The following is a 12,457-nucleotide window of genomic DNA, read 5'->3' as shown; positions in this document are numbered from 1 at the left end:
ACTGTTGGTTCGGAATGAGTATTTGCTGATGTAGTTGTCGGAGCGATCGCTGTATTTTGCTCTGAAGATGATAGATTATTAACTTCTGGTACTATTTCTAAACCAAAGACAGAATCAGTGCTTTCAAATTGAGGCTGAATCACTGTTGGTTCGGAATGAGTATTTGCTGATGTAGTTGTCGGAGCGATCGCTGTATGATTTTGAGCTACGTTATTTAGAGATGAAGTTTGTATGTTATTAATTTCTGATAATGTTTCAAAATTCGAGACAGAATCAACGCTCTCAATTTTAGCTTGGATCGCCGTTGATTCTTCATAAGTATTTATCGGTATATTTGTAGGGACAATCGCTATATTTTGCGATGAAATTGGTACATTATTAATTTGTGATAATGTCTCTACTGTTGAGATAGAGTTCTCGCTTTGAAACTTCGATTGGATACTTGTTGATTGTGGACGGTCAGTTATTGGTACAGTTTCCGAGGTGATATTTGGGTTCGCAGATACAGTTGATTCATGATTTTTTGGTGTGTCTGTAGATTTAAGTTCTGTATTTTGGGTTTGAATAACTTTTGTTTCTGGTGATGATTGCAGTAAGTTAATTGGTGGCGTAGATGCAATGTCAAGGGTAGGAGATGAAATATTATAAGTCGAGCGATCGCGTATACTTGTTAAAGTCTCTATTCCTGTCAATAAGTCACCATTTGCAGCAGTGAGAGGTTGATTTAATTGTATTGTTTCGCTGGGTACAGTAGTTTCTAGAAATGTTCGTTCTGGAGAGATAGAAGTATGTCTTTCTAGTCGCGGTTGAATATTACTAGATGTAGCAGTTTCTAACTGCATAATATTTGGTGTTGATGCTGCGGATGTATTGGGTTTACCTAACTGCTGCGATTGGTATTCAGAAAAAAAAGGTGAATCTGCAAATGAATTTTCTAATATAGTGTAATCAAATGATTCGGGTGCTAAAAAAACTGAAGCATCAAAATTTGATAATGGTTTAGCTCCCAATGGTGACAAAAATTTGGGACTAATAAATCTCTGTCCCAAAGGTTGGCGAACAAGCAATGGTTTTTTAATACCTAGGTCTAAAGGTGTTGTTTCTTCTGGAAGATTATTATCAGAACCTATTTGCATATTTTCCACCCTTCATTATTAATTGCTAGGAAAATATCCCAAACTATCGCGTCCTGAAAGAATCGATGCACCACCTGACCTTGTTTTATCAACTTTTAATCCTTCATAAGTTAAAGTCAGTTCTTCAATAGCAACTGTGCTGGAATCTGCGCTTAAGCTTGGCGCTTTCCACGAAATAGGAACAGCACCAATTAGCGTCCAACACTGCATAGTTTCCCCTGCTTGATTAAAAACTAAAATATTAACGTTGCGGCGTTCTTTGGCGCTACTCAAAACTTTATTAATCCAATTCCAAAATGTTAAATCATTGGTAATACCGCGCTTTAATGTTACGTCTGAAAATTCTGCTTGATTTAAAAGTACTCTTTGTTGAGCGTTTACACCACCTTCAGAAAATTTTTCAGTTTTTATAGTGACACCTAAACCTTGACACTCAGTGAAACAAGCACTTATATTATTCTCGATTTCTACATAAAACCGATTGGCTGTAACGTAGTTTAATTCATGGCTAGAGTTGCCCATTATTTATCTAATCTCCTACCATAATTTGTGCTACGTTCTTGCTGGTGACGTAAATCTTCATGCATTAACTCATAAACTCGATCGCTAAGTATTAATAGTAGTTTGCGATCGCCCATAACTTTAGCTGCTAACTTTGAAACTATTTCTCGGCTATTTTTGTTGTTACTAAAATTAGTCATATTAAAAACTTATAAATAATTTTGATTTTATTATAATACTCTATATTCTGACTATTAGCCAAAAGTCTAGTATCACTATCCGAAATTAAAATATTACTAATAATTTATATACGGTAACTATTTCTATCTTTTAATTAATAAAGAAATTTACCTATTCCTGATTTTTTCTATTGGAACTAATCCAGCTTTTTCTAGTAATTGCTGTACTTCTTCTGTTCTTAGCATTTCAGCAAATTTCTGTCCAATAGGGGGGCGACTATTGTCCCCTGGATAAACTACAACTATTGGATAACTTAGGGGGTAGGTTCCTGATTTAAACACTTGGATGTTAGGCTTATAGCTTCCTTTGTCATCGCATAAATCTGTATTTGGATCTATTGACTTGCCATTATCTTGCACTAAAGTTTGTACCGCAGATTTGTTACCATCTACCACGGCTAAAGGATAAGCGGAACACTGTCCAAAAACTTGGCTGAGTGGAGCAAAACCAATACTACCGATATCGTCTTCCTCGAAATCTTGCAGGACTCGCCTTAACATTTCTAATGTGGGAAGTCGAGTAATTTCTATTAAATCCGTACTAAATGTATTTCTTTGTTGTTTTTGTAAATTTTCAAAATTAGCGATCGCACTTTCTTCTTTGAGTACCTCTTTCTCAAAAAATTGTAGTGCTTCTTGTTCGTACGGTACGTAAAGTTTCACAGGTAAATCGGGCAAATTAGCGCCTTTTAATTGGTTCCAATTGCTAATTTTTCCTGTGTATAAATCTCGTAATTGTGTTAAACTAATTTGACCATTTAATTTTGTTGGCAGACTATTATCGCGTTTGGAATAGCTAAAAGCTACAAATACAACTAAACCATCATAAGCAAATTCTTGCTTTCTTAACTCAGGCGTTAATTGATTCACTAGATTCGTTATAGCAAAGTCAACTTGTCCCGATCTAACTTTATCTATTGCTGTTATAAGTGAATCTTCTGGCTTGTAAGTTAACTCTAACTTTGGCTGACTTTCTTTGAGTTTTTGTTCTAGCTTTTGATTTTGTAATATTAAATTGCTTTGCCGCAGTATATAACTCCAAGTTCCATTCTTTTCTCCGCTATAAGTATATCTTCCAGGCGGAACAACAGGCACATCTTTTAAACAGCAAACTATGATATTCTCAGATGAAATTTCCCGGTTTTGCAACTTCTGGACTAGAAATAATATTAATGACCCCAGCAATACTAAGCCAAGAATTCCGAACATTAGCAAAGGAGGACGACGCAATTTAGTTTTGTCATCTTCAGGCTGACCCGTAATTACTAATACTTCACTAGGCGGCGGTGGAGGTAGTTGCAACAGTACTTGTCGCGCCTCTTCAGCACTAGCAAAAGGTTTATCTAGCTCTAAAAGTCTTAATATAAAAGCCTTGAATCCTATTGTTATCGGTGTCCAATGCTGCTCTATTTTTGGGTCGAACTGATGGCTAACTGAGTCTCCAGTACTTCCTGTTAATAGATAAAAAGCGACATATCCCAAACTTACCAAGTCTTGGGCAAACGTGGGAATTACTATTTTAGTAGTTGGCAAATCAAACAAACGTTCCCAAAGTGCTAAATCGCTGACATGGATGAAAAATGCTTTAGTATCTGCCATAATCAGCAGACTATCAAGGCTGATATTGCCGTGTGCTATTCCTTGTTGAACTTGACCGGAAGGAAGGCTAAATTTTTGACTGTGAAGAAATTGTAGAGTTTGCAGCACTTGGCTGAGGATATGACGGACTTCGCCCTCTGTCATTGCGCCATTGCTGGCGAGGTAAGCGCTGAGTGTAGGATACGTATCTTGATTACCATTAGTAACAAGATAGCAGCGTTCTGCCACCGGATCGGCGATCGCATCCCAGGGCGAATTTAAACGCATATCTTGAATTCTGCCATCTGCTAGGCTCAATCCCGCAACCCGTTCAAAAAGTTGTTTTCTGTCTCTGATTTCTTCCCAATTAAAACAAACATTAGGCAGCAGATATTCTTTAATCGCTACTGGCTGTCCGTCTGTAACTTGAATTCCCAGGTACAAACGCCCCATACCTCGGTGTCCGAGAAAACTGTCTACACGATATCGCCCGCGATACCCGCGAAACTCTGTTTTTCGCGGCAAATTAGTTGGAAAACCACATTGTAGACATTTCTTCGCTGTTGGATCTTGCTCTAATGTTTTTTGCGTCCATTCACAGCTCAAAGTATTTCCATTCCCACAGCGATACTTTCTGTAAATAGAATCAACTCCCAAGGGAACTGCTGGTTGAGTTATTGCAGTAGGAATGAGTTCCGGTTCTACAACTTGTGGGTTTTGTGCTTTTTGGAAAAATCTCTTCGGAAGCTTGGCTTTGATGCTTTCAGTGATGGGAGCAGTTCTTTCTTGAATGATGGGAATAACCCAGCTAAATCTCTCTAACCAGCGGAATTTTGATGGTAAACCGACACGGGAGCGGACTTGCTGTTGAGCCTGTTGAGTGATAGCTTCTCGTTGCCAAGCTTCTTGAATTATTTGTTTGCCAGTTTCCTTGACCACGACTGAAACCTTTAGCGATCGCTTTGATTGCCGCATAGTATACTGATATTTCAGCAAAAGGCATTAGACTTTCCGCTAAAAGGTGAAATTAACCAGCCATCTTTAACCAGCCAAAAACTTGATTCACAGTTAGTTTAATTTCAATTTCTTCTAAAACAGGCAAGGAATCTTCACCTTGTAATAACACTGGTTGTTGTTCTGGTAAAAATACCAAAATACTTAAATCATCAGGATCGAGAAACCATCCCAAACGGCTACCATACTTCAAACAGTGGAGAATGTTGCCAATTACTTTGTTAGGTTTTTGTTCTGGAGAAAGGATTTCAATTGTCCAATCTGGTGGGAGTTTAAAGTTATCGGGAACTTCACCGTTAATAGTAAATGGTATGTGCCCCCATTGAAATACAGCCACATCAGGGACAATTGAGCGATTGCCAAAACTACACCTCAATTCCGGAAAAGCATAAGCAATTTTCTGTTCTTCTGCGACTTGATTGACAGCAGCACAAAGTTTACCTTGCAAGCGGCTGTGTCTCCCTTTCGGCATTGGCTTTTGAATAATTTCACCGTTAATATATTCGCTGGCTGGTTTTGTTTCTGGGAGCTTCAAAAACTCTTCTAGAGTGAGTTGGCTACTTGTAACGCTCATAGCTCCTGAATGGTGCAGGATATGTCTTTAGTTTAGCAAGGTGATTTGATGTGCGATCGCTCCTTTTTAACACCCAATTTAATTTAATAAGCGATCGCTATCCCTACACAGTTTCGGAAAATAAATTCATATCAATTTTGACTAATTTTCTTCAGTAGCCCATGTCAAAAGTTTTTTGCCAAAAAGATATTTCTCAAACCAACCTTTTTGCTTATTTATTTCTGACTTGAGATTTTTCAGTTTTTGTTGCCCTTCCTGGTCGTCTATTGGTGTATTTTGTTGCAAAGATAATGCTCGTTCGAGGACTTGCTGAATTGTAGGTTCCATCGGATCGTGTTTGCCACTTTCGTACCCATCTTCTTGTTCTAGCGTCTCCCAGTCGTGACCACCCTTCATCTGTGGCAAAGCAGTAACTTGCTGGATAAGTCCATTTACATCTTTGTTTCCAGATTTCCTATGCAGTTGATCGACATTCTCGTTAGTTCTGACAAGATCGTCTTTCTGGGACTTACCTCCTATTCTTATCTGCTGTAGTTGGCTGGCAAACTTCAGAGCGACATTTTTTTGTTGGAGATACTTAACAACCTCTTTGGGAGTATGTTCTAAATTCCCTTGCGATCCGACTCCCCCAGAAGCGATATAAGCATTAATTGACCCTACTATACCGTCAATCTGGCTATCCATATCCCCAATCATGCCATCAATCACAGCAGGAATGTCATTTTCTCCGTCTATGTGTGTGAGGGCATATATGGTTTCGCCTTCCTCGTTACTAGCAGACATTGCCAAGCCAGTACAAGTTGCGGCTCCTGTTGTTACCAATCCACTGATTGTATTGAAGCTTTTTGTGACATGATAATAACTTTGAGGAACGACTATATCGTTAGCCATGTCAGCTTTAGCATTGTTATTCAAAACACTTTCTGCTTTGAAAGCTATTTCACATGCTTTGCCGAATTCGTCTTTGTTAGTAGCTTCTTTATATGCATCATAGTCTTTATTTTCTTTAATTTTTGCAATCCTAGTAAGAGCGTTTTTGACAAGATTCCACTTCATCTTGCCATACTTATTTTGAAACTCAACTTCTTCCTCATCTGTAATTCTTTGAATTTGTTTTTCTGCCCTTCCAATAGATACTATTTCTCTGTTAACTAATTGACGCTCTTGTGATTTTTGGACTTTACCTGAGCCAGTTTGCTGCACCACATGGGTTAACTCATGGGCAATCAACTCTTGACCGCCCCGACTTCCTGGGTCATAAGCCCCCTCGCGAAAGAATACATCTTGTCCTGTAGTAAATGCCTTAGCCTGAATCGATTTATTCATCCGATCTGAATCAGCACCTGTGTGAATCTTCACTCCGCTGAAATTTGCGCCAAATGCCTGCTCCATAGGTTCTCGGATAGTCTCTGCTAAAGGCTGTCCGCTACCCCGTGTCCGTTGAATAGACGCTTCTAAATCTGGTGTCGCGCCCATTTCACCCTCATCAGATAGGCGTTGTACTATCGGTTTTTTTCTTAGTTCCTCTTCTTCTGGCTGTTTTTGGGGTTGCACGGATACACTTTGGGGTGCATTAATCTGCTGCACTACATCTGCTGCTACTTTGTCTGCCTCTTGCTCGTATTTATCTCCTGGCTGACCGATGGTGAGCTTCATCTGAAGTCGTGGCGGCGGTGGTGGCTCATAGCCAGGGGGAAAAATTGAAATATTAGCTAAGTCGTCAGATGTTTCTGTTGTTGCTGATTTAGTCTGTAAATCGGGTGTTTGGTCTGGTTGCAGCCTCTCATCTTCTGCTTGGGGCTGGACGACAAAGCGACGCGGTGCGAATTGATTTGATGCTGGTGTATCCGAGTAATTTGAAGAAGTTTTACCTGTTTTGTGTTGTTTATTATACATTTCAGTCCTGCAATAATAGAATGCTAGCGTCAAAGCTTCTACAAAATTCCGGCAGACAAATGGTAAAAATTTTGGCAATAAAATTTGGCACTATCTTACTGAAGTTAAGTGGCGATCGCCACAATCGATACTATTGTTAACATCAAAAGCGATCGCCGTTAATTACTAAGTCTGCTGACCAATTGTCATTTACCGTGCCAGTCTCACCAATGTTACGGGAATTTTCAAGTTGGCTCAAGTCGCTGACATATCCTCAGTGATTTGCCGCACATCATCATCTAACTTGTATACTAACTACTTTATAGTAAAAGCGTACTATAATATAATGATTATCAAAGCAGAAATACAAGTTTTCCACTTTTTACATATATAAATATGCTGAATCACAGCAAAAACTCCCAAGTTAACCAAGCTAGTCTTCTTTACAGACATGGCGACGTTTTGATCGCAAGTATTCCCAATATCCCCCCTCGCGCTCAAAAGCGTGTAGGTACTACTCTGGCTCATGGTGAAGTTACAGGACACAGCCATCGCATTCAGCAATCCGATGCGGTTCAATTGTGGGTGCATGGTAGCGAGCTTTTTCTTGAAGTCAAGCAAGCAAGTGCGACCTTAATTCATGAAGAACATCAAACAATTGAATTACCTCAAGGACTTTACCGCATCTGGAGACAACGCGAATACCGTCCTGATGCTTACGTGGAGGTAGAAGATTAATGCTCAACATGATGTCGAAAGGGCGTATACCGAAGAAACCACTGAAGCAGCGTCCCAATGAAAATGAGCCTGTATCCGCCGAACGCGCCCGAAAACTCATCCTTGAGCATCGTGCCTGGGATGGGATGCGTATTTTAGGTCATTTGGATTTAAGCGGTGCGTCGGAGCTTTATAATTTACCTGAAAATCTCACCTGTGAAAGTATCGATATCAGCGATTGCCCGAACTTAACTAACCTTCCCAAAGGTCTACATGTCACCCATTGGATTGAGTTAGCCGGAAGTGGAATTACTGGTTTAGGAGCGGGGCATGGTTTTGTTTTGCGCTGGCGAGGCGTGCGGGTGAGCGATGCCATAGCCTTTGAAGCCCAGTCTCTAACAGGGCAAGATATTCTCAATATAGAGAATGTTGAATTGCGCCGCGTGGCGATCGAGCGTCTCGGATACGAGACATTTTTACAGCAAGTGGGAGGGTTGATACGCGATCGCGATCGAGATGCGGGAGGAGAACGCCAACTTGTCTACATTCCTTTCGAGGATGATGAAGCCCTTATGGTCTTAAAGGTAATTTGTCCATCTACAAAACACACTCATATACTGCGCGTTCCTCCCTATATGCAGAGTTGCCATCAAGCAGCTGCCTGGATCGCTGGTTTTACCAACCCGGATGATTATAACCCCCTGATTGAAGCATAATCTAACTATTAATTAATTTTGAGTTATATCATGTCCGCCTAATCACTTGTGATTAAAATATCTCCGCGTCCCTGTGTCTCCGTGTCCCCGCGTCAGTTTAAATGATAAGTCTTTAAACGGACATGATATTAGAAAACCGTTTCAACTCAATTAGTGATGTTGAGTTGCACAAATCGCTTAATTTCACCACAGGCAATATAAGACTTTCCATCAGGCGCTGTCTTGATTTCATCAACAACGTAAAGCATTCCTTCCTCACGAACTGAACGGGGAAAACGCATATTCCAATCAGGTTCGTATCCGTCAGAAACTACCCTAGCGCGCAGCTTACTGCCATCTTTGACACACTGAACTAGAATGCCATTATTTACAGCATCAGTAGTGGGGAGGTCGGCAGCACTGGCAGGGCCTTTGGAAGCTTTGCCACTGCTAGTTACCTTTGATTGTCTGGAAGCAACAAAGATATCTGCTTCACCTGGTTTAGCAAAACGGGTAATTTTGCCACGTACTCGATAGAAAGTGCCATCATTTGAAAGTTCCAGCCCTTCAACGACATAGCGCGCTCCCTCAGCACGAATGGAGCGGGGAAACTGAACGTTTTTAGTTGCATCGTAGCCATCGGATATGACTTTGATCCGCAGCTTACCTCCCTCACGGGCGCAGTATAATTCAACACCCGAACCGACTTCACTGACAATCGGCATTGCGTATACTTCATCGCCCGCAGCGACACCACGACCCACCAAATCGCTGCGATTGCGAGTCATCGTTTGATAAGTTTGATCCAGCAGTTCTTTACGTCCTGCATTGCCTAGAGCTTTTTGGGCAATTCGACCTGCGAAATATTCTAGTTGGTCTATTTCCTCAGCAATTTCAAAATTCTCGTTTAAGCCTTTATCTCGTAAATCTTGCACCAGCGTCCGCAGGATTTGTTCGGCTTCTTGATGCTTACCATGTTCTGCTAAATCAAGGGCAGTCTCTTTGGCCTTAGCAATAGTCAGACGACTCAAGTCAAGGATGATATGGCTTGAAGAAGCAAGAGCGGATTCTTCAACTGTACCAACTTTAGCGACGACATCTGTTGTACCTGATACGCTTTGAATGATGTCATCTTGCACTACATCAGCACTATAATGCAGCTTCATCACAGGTAATTCACCAACTTGAGCCGAAGAAATATCTAGACTTAACCCCAGAAGTTTATCTTCACCCTCGTAAAGCTCTCCTAAAGAAATAACAGGTTGACCGGCATTATTCTGGTTAACTTTAGCAAGACTTAAAGTATCAACGAGACTGACACCAGCAGCTAACTCAAGCGTTACTTTGAGGTTTTGACCTACCACTGCTCTGAGACTATCTAGCTCAATACTAAACACTTCAGTTGCTTCATCAATGCTCTGAATGAAGTAGAAGTTGCCACTAGCAGCCCTTGCCATCCCAATCAGGAGATCCTCATTGAAACCCTGAGCAAAACCTAACGTAGTTGTGATAACGCCTTCCTCAGCTTTTTGCCCTGCTGTTGCTGTGAGTACTTTGGGATCTTGAATACCCATATTGGCGTGACCATCAGTCAACAGAAGAACGCGGTTGATTTTTTGGGGATCGAGTTGCTTTTTCACATATTCGCAACCTTTGAGCCATCCTCCAGACAAGTTGGTAATACCTCCTGCCCTAACCTTCTTTATAGAATTTTTCAACGCAGACTTGTCGGTTACAGGTTGAGATGGTACAACAGTATCCACTTCATCGTCGTAAACAACCACTGAGAGAATGTCGTTTGGCTCAAGTCGATCCACTACAGATTCAGCAGCTTTGAGCGCATGATGCAAGGCAGCACCGGCCATAGAACCCGAACGGTCAATTACAAGAGAAAGGTTAAGGTTACGTCGGGGAGATTCAGGTATGTCAGCACGAAAACGTAACAAAACATTAGCTTTTAATGAAAATCCTGCGGGTAGAATAGCTTGGTCAAATTCATAACTTGTTTCGAGCATTTTGTGTCTCCTCTGAATGAACTGTAATTAGCTGTAAACCAGATGATACAGAAATCCGATTTTATTGATGAAAAAATCTAAGTATACGCGTAGCGTAACGCACCGAAACATTTGGTGGTGCGTTATACCAAAGGCTAACACACGCTACTACGTGTATTTCAAAAATCAAATATAAGTCCTATAGATAATTTTGATTGCCGAACCAAAACTTTTCTTTTGTTCCCAAATCTTCATCAGCTTCAGGGGCATCTAACGGAACTTCAATGATGGGAAACAAATCTGCCATGATTTATAGCCGTCGCCAGTAGTGTTAGGACATCAACAGACAATCAAACCTAGACACAAAAAGACTTTTCACCCAGTCACCAGTCCCCAATCCCCAGTCCCTTTTACCTTGCCTAAATCTGTAGAGCCTTTCTAAGATTTTGCACGATCGCCTCTGGTGGTGGAGAAATATCAATACATATAGCATCGCGTGGCTCTTCAAGGGCATCAAATTGACTGTTAAGGAGTTTTTCGGTCATAAAATGATTGTGGCGTTCTTGCAGTCGCTGTTGAATCAACTCAAAAGACCCTTTGAGGTAAACTAACTTGATGCGTTCGCTATCGACCGCCAGATACTCACGATAGCTAGCTTTTAGTGCCGAACACGCCAGCACGACATTTTTATTTTCTTGCAGCCAATTTTGTATCCCTTGTTGTAAAGCTAGCAACCACGGCATTCTATCTAAATCGTTCAAGGGGATACCGTGACGCATTTTCTCAATATTCTCTGGCGAGTGGAATGAATCAGCGTCCTGAAATTCCCAGTTTAACGAGTCTGCCAGCAGTTTGCCGATAGTTGTTTTACCAGAACCTGAGACTCCCATTACCAAAATAATCAATGCAAAATTCCCAATTCAAATTTTCAGCTTTGCCAAACCCAAATAACGAATGCCTTCTGGGGAAACGTCAAAACGACAAGGTAATACTTCTAAACCAAGAGCGATCGCATCCCGCAATAACCTACCATATATGGGGTCTGTGCGATCGCCAGGCGCAAACTCAGTACAATCTCCCCGATTGATAAAGTAAAGCATCACCGCACGAGTTAGAGGTAATAGCGCCATTAGTTCCCGTAAGTGTTTTTGTCCCCTTGTAGTCTCCGTGTCGGGAAATAGTGCTAAAGTTCCCTCTGCCAAAGTTGTATTTTTTACTTCTAAATAAATTGGGCGTTGTTCGTCACTCCCTGTCAAGAAAAAATCCACTCGACTTTTTTTATCTAGTCCATAAACCACCTCGCCTTTGATTTGGCTATAGTCGCCCAATTCTGGGAAAAGATGTGTTGCTAAAGCTAGCTTTACTATCCGATTCGGCAAGATAGTATTAATGCCTACCCAAGTTGGTTGGTTGTCATGTACTTGAATCAGTTCCAACGTATAAGCCAACTTGCGCTTAGGACTATCGCTTTTAGAAAGCTGCACCGCACTACCAGGGGTTGAGACTCCAGTCATTGGCCCTGTATTGGGACAGTGTGCTGTAACTACTTCACCAGAAGTAAGTTCAACCTCAGCAAAAAAGCGTTTGTAACGCCTGAGCAAAATGCCAGGATATAGAGGTGGGTAACGGTAGAGCCAATCAGTCATCATGGAATTGTAAGAAGTGGCGAGTGGGTGAACTCCAAAAATTAAATTATCCAATTCTTGCATCTAATACAACTATCAGGTTCTAGCTGGAAAATGCGTCTAGTAGTCTGCCGAAGTCTTTTTGACAGACGGGAAAAGGTTAAGGGGTAAAGGTTTTAAACCCTTCCCCTTTCCCCTTTTAAGAGCCTACACCTGTCAATATTTGCGTGGTGAACCACTAGGAATGTGAGGGTGTAGGGGAAAGACTTCAAGGGGCGACAAGCGAGTTAAAGAGCTTGCTGTATAAGCTTCATAGCCCTTAAACCTCGCTGATAATATGCTTGCTTATTGCGACTGAAACCGACCAGTTCCTCGACCCATGCTTGACACTCATGCCAAGCGACTATCCAATTTTGACCATATAAACCTATCCAGAAATTACTATGACGTTTCTCATTTCTATTTTTTTCTTGACTACGACAAATATAGGAATCAAGTTTTTGAAATTT

At 41.1% G+C, this 12,457-nt stretch carries 11 protein-coding genes and 1 pseudogene; 2 read left to right on the top strand and 10 right to left on the bottom strand.

The genetic code is table 11. From position 1 onward, the window contains the following. From I8752_RS23105 to I8752_RS23080, 6 genes are all read right to left on the bottom strand, one after another. Positions 1 to 1,136: hypothetical protein (locus tag I8752_RS23105; protein ID WP_214434594.1), on the bottom strand; the 1,136-nt coding region annotated here is incomplete at its 3' end. Positions 1,137 to 1,154: 18 nt separating this feature from the next. Then, positions 1,155 to 1,658: a phage tail protein gene (locus I8752_RS23100; RefSeq protein WP_214434593.1), complete on the bottom strand. Its 504-nt coding sequence runs from the start codon at positions 1,656 to 1,658 to the stop codon at positions 1,155 to 1,157. After that, positions 1,658 to 1,837 (bottom strand): hypothetical protein, encoded by a 180-nt coding sequence (locus tag I8752_RS23095; RefSeq protein ID WP_214434592.1) that lies wholly within the window; start codon positions 1,835 to 1,837, stop codon positions 1,658 to 1,660. The genes I8752_RS23100 and I8752_RS23095 overlap by 1 nt, the downstream gene beginning before the upstream one ends. Positions 1,838 to 1,984: 147 nt before the next feature. After that, complete coding sequence (locus I8752_RS23090) at positions 1,985 to 4,429, bottom strand: substrate-binding domain-containing protein (RefSeq protein ID WP_225895853.1); 2,445 nt, start codon at positions 4,427 to 4,429, stop codon at positions 1,985 to 1,987. Positions 4,430 to 4,481: 52 nt separating this feature from the next. Continuing rightward, the gene (locus I8752_RS23085; RefSeq protein WP_214434591.1) at positions 4,482 to 5,042 is read right to left on the bottom strand and encodes a Uma2 family endonuclease; all 561 of its coding nucleotides are present in this window, start codon (positions 5,040 to 5,042) and stop codon (positions 4,482 to 4,484) included. A 141-nt stretch (positions 5,043 to 5,183) separates the two neighbouring features. After that, positions 5,184 to 6,938 (bottom strand): eCIS core domain-containing protein, encoded by a 1,755-nt coding sequence (locus tag I8752_RS23080; protein ID WP_214434590.1) that lies wholly within the window; start codon positions 6,936 to 6,938, stop codon positions 5,184 to 5,186. 375 nt (positions 6,939 to 7,313) lie between these two features. Between I8752_RS23080 and I8752_RS23075 the strand changes: the two genes are divergently transcribed. Both I8752_RS23075 and I8752_RS23070 read left to right on the top strand, forming a co-directional pair. Continuing rightward, positions 7,314 to 7,655, top strand: a complete 342-nt coding sequence (locus I8752_RS23075; RefSeq protein WP_214434589.1) for a hypothetical protein — start codon at positions 7,314 to 7,316, stop codon at positions 7,653 to 7,655. A gap of 8 nt (positions 7,656 to 7,663) precedes the next feature. Next, positions 7,664 to 8,350, top strand: coding sequence for a DUF6745 domain-containing protein (locus tag I8752_RS23070; protein WP_225895852.1), 687 nt, complete (start codon positions 7,664 to 7,666; stop codon positions 8,348 to 8,350). Between the two features lie 146 nt (positions 8,351 to 8,496). On the opposite strand, the gene I8752_RS23065 is transcribed toward I8752_RS23070, so the two are convergent. The 4 genes and pseudogenes from I8752_RS23065 to I8752_RS23050 form a co-directional block, all read right to left on the bottom strand. Continuing rightward, positions 8,497 to 10,344: a vWA domain-containing protein gene (locus tag I8752_RS23065; RefSeq protein ID WP_214434587.1), complete on the bottom strand. Its 1,848-nt coding sequence runs from the start codon at positions 10,342 to 10,344 to the stop codon at positions 8,497 to 8,499. A 398-nt stretch (positions 10,345 to 10,742) separates the two neighbouring features. Next, positions 10,743 to 11,228, bottom strand: coding sequence for a gluconokinase (locus I8752_RS23060; RefSeq protein ID WP_214434586.1), 486 nt, complete (start codon positions 11,226 to 11,228; stop codon positions 10,743 to 10,745). 15 nt (positions 11,229 to 11,243) lie between these two features. Beyond that, positions 11,244 to 11,969, bottom strand: a complete 726-nt coding sequence (sfsA, locus tag I8752_RS23055) for a DNA/RNA nuclease SfsA (protein ID WP_214434599.1) — start codon at positions 11,967 to 11,969, stop codon at positions 11,244 to 11,246. Between the two features lie 266 nt (positions 11,970 to 12,235). After that, a pseudogene (locus I8752_RS23050) lies at positions 12,236 to 12,457 on the bottom strand (IS4 family transposase); the annotation flags it as partial.

Origin of the sequence: Dendronalium phyllosphericum CENA369 (genome assembly GCF_016056275.1) — a bacterium.
Classification (GTDB): Bacteria; Cyanobacteriota; Cyanobacteriia; order Cyanobacteriales; family Nostocaceae; genus Dendronalium; species Dendronalium phyllosphericum.
This window is presented reverse-complemented; position numbering and strand designations above follow the sequence as displayed.

Coding starts and splice junctions, on each gene's coding strand:
- I8752_RS23100 (WP_214434593.1), bottom strand. CDS start 1,658: ATGGGCAACTCTAGCCATGAATTAAACTACGTTACAGCCAATCGGTTT.
- I8752_RS23070 (WP_225895852.1), top strand. CDS start 7,664: ATGATGTCGAAAGGGCGTATACCGAAGAAACCACTGAAGCAGCGTCCC.
- I8752_RS23080 (WP_214434590.1), bottom strand. CDS start 6,938: ATGTATAATAAACAACACAAAACAGGTAAAACTTCTTCAAATTACTCG.
- I8752_RS23065 (WP_214434587.1), bottom strand. CDS start 10,344: ATGCTCGAAACAAGTTATGAATTTGACCAAGCTATTCTACCCGCAGGA.
- sfsA (WP_214434599.1), bottom strand. CDS start 11,969: ATGACTGATTGGCTCTACCGTTACCCACCTCTATATCCTGGCATTTTG.
- I8752_RS23090 (WP_225895853.1), bottom strand. CDS start 4,429: ATGCGGCAATCAAAGCGATCGCTAAAGGTTTCAGTCGTGGTCAAGGAA.
- I8752_RS23085 (WP_214434591.1), bottom strand. CDS start 5,042: ATGAGCGTTACAAGTAGCCAACTCACTCTAGAAGAGTTTTTGAAGCTC.
- I8752_RS23075 (WP_214434589.1), top strand. CDS start 7,314: ATGCTGAATCACAGCAAAAACTCCCAAGTTAACCAAGCTAGTCTTCTT.
- I8752_RS23095 (WP_214434592.1), bottom strand. CDS start 1,837: ATGACTAATTTTAGTAACAACAAAAATAGCCGAGAAATAGTTTCAAAG.